We start from the raw sequence: 995 nt of genomic DNA on the forward strand, positions 1-995 counted from the left end.
TCCGCCGGCGTCATCGGCGTCCAGCCGGCCAGCCCGGGCAGGTGCCCGAAGTCGTCGCAGGCCAGCGAGGAGTGCCGCGGGCGCGAGGCCCAGAGGGTGTCGCGGCGCAGGACCGGCCGCACCAGCGCCGGGTCGGTGCCGGTGAGCCGGTAGGCCGCCGTCGCGAAGTCGAACCGGCTCAGTTCCTCCGGCCCGGCCAGGTGGGCGATCCCGGTCGGCAGCTCCGGCACGCGGCACAGCGCGGCCAGCACCTCCGAGACGTCGTCGATGTGCACCGGCGTGAACGACTGGTCGGTCGGCGCTTCCAGCTCCTCGCCGGCGGCGGCCGCCTGCAGGCAGCGCTGGCCGTAGGTGGCGCGGTGCGCCGGGCCGGTCCAGCCGTAGACGAGGCTGACGCGCAGCGCGAGGTTCGGACCGGTCAGCAGCTCCTGCTCCGCCAGCGCCTTGACCCGCCCGTAGACGTTGTGCGGGCTGATCGGGTCCGCGGGGCGGTGGCCGCCGCGCGAGCCGTCGAAGACGTTGTCGGTGGAGACCAGCACGGTCGGCACCCCGGACCCGGCGAGCAGCTTGGCCACGCCGTGGTGGACGGCCTCCGCCCGCTGCTCGTTCGCTTCGATCCACGTGACGTCGCTGGGCCCGTGGGTCAGGATGACCCGCGCCGGGCGCAGCGCGTCGACGTGGGACCGCAGGCGTTCGCGGCCCGCCGGGTCGTCGAGGTCGACCGGCAGGTGCCCGGCCTGGGGCAGTGGCGTGGTCGACACGGTCGCCACGTCGTGGCCGCCTGCGCGCAGCCGGTCGGCCACCGAAGCGCCGATCAGCCCGCGGCCGACGACCAGAACCGTGTTGTCAGACATGGGTTTCGCTCCTCCTCGTCAGCGCGATCGAGCCGGTGCCCACCGTGGCCGCGACCGCGGCGAGGTCCGGCACCAGGATGTCCACATCGGACGGATCGCCGAGCGCGGGCCCGTCGACGCCGATGACGCGGCAGCCGGCGG

Annotated in this window: 1 protein-coding gene; it reads right to left on the reverse strand. The window is 75.3% G+C overall.

All coding sequences use genetic code 11. The features are described from left to right. Positions 1 to 854, reverse strand: an 854-nt coding sequence (locus G3I65_RS31000) for a sugar nucleotide-binding protein (RefSeq protein ID WP_160699245.1), incomplete at its 3' end; no start/stop codon positions are given. Between the last annotated feature and the right edge of the window lie 141 nt (positions 855 to 995).

Source organism: Amycolatopsis sp. SID8362, from assembly GCF_010550475.1.
GTDB classification, from domain to species: domain Bacteria; phylum Actinomycetota; class Actinomycetes; order Mycobacteriales; family Pseudonocardiaceae; genus Amycolatopsis; species Amycolatopsis eburnea.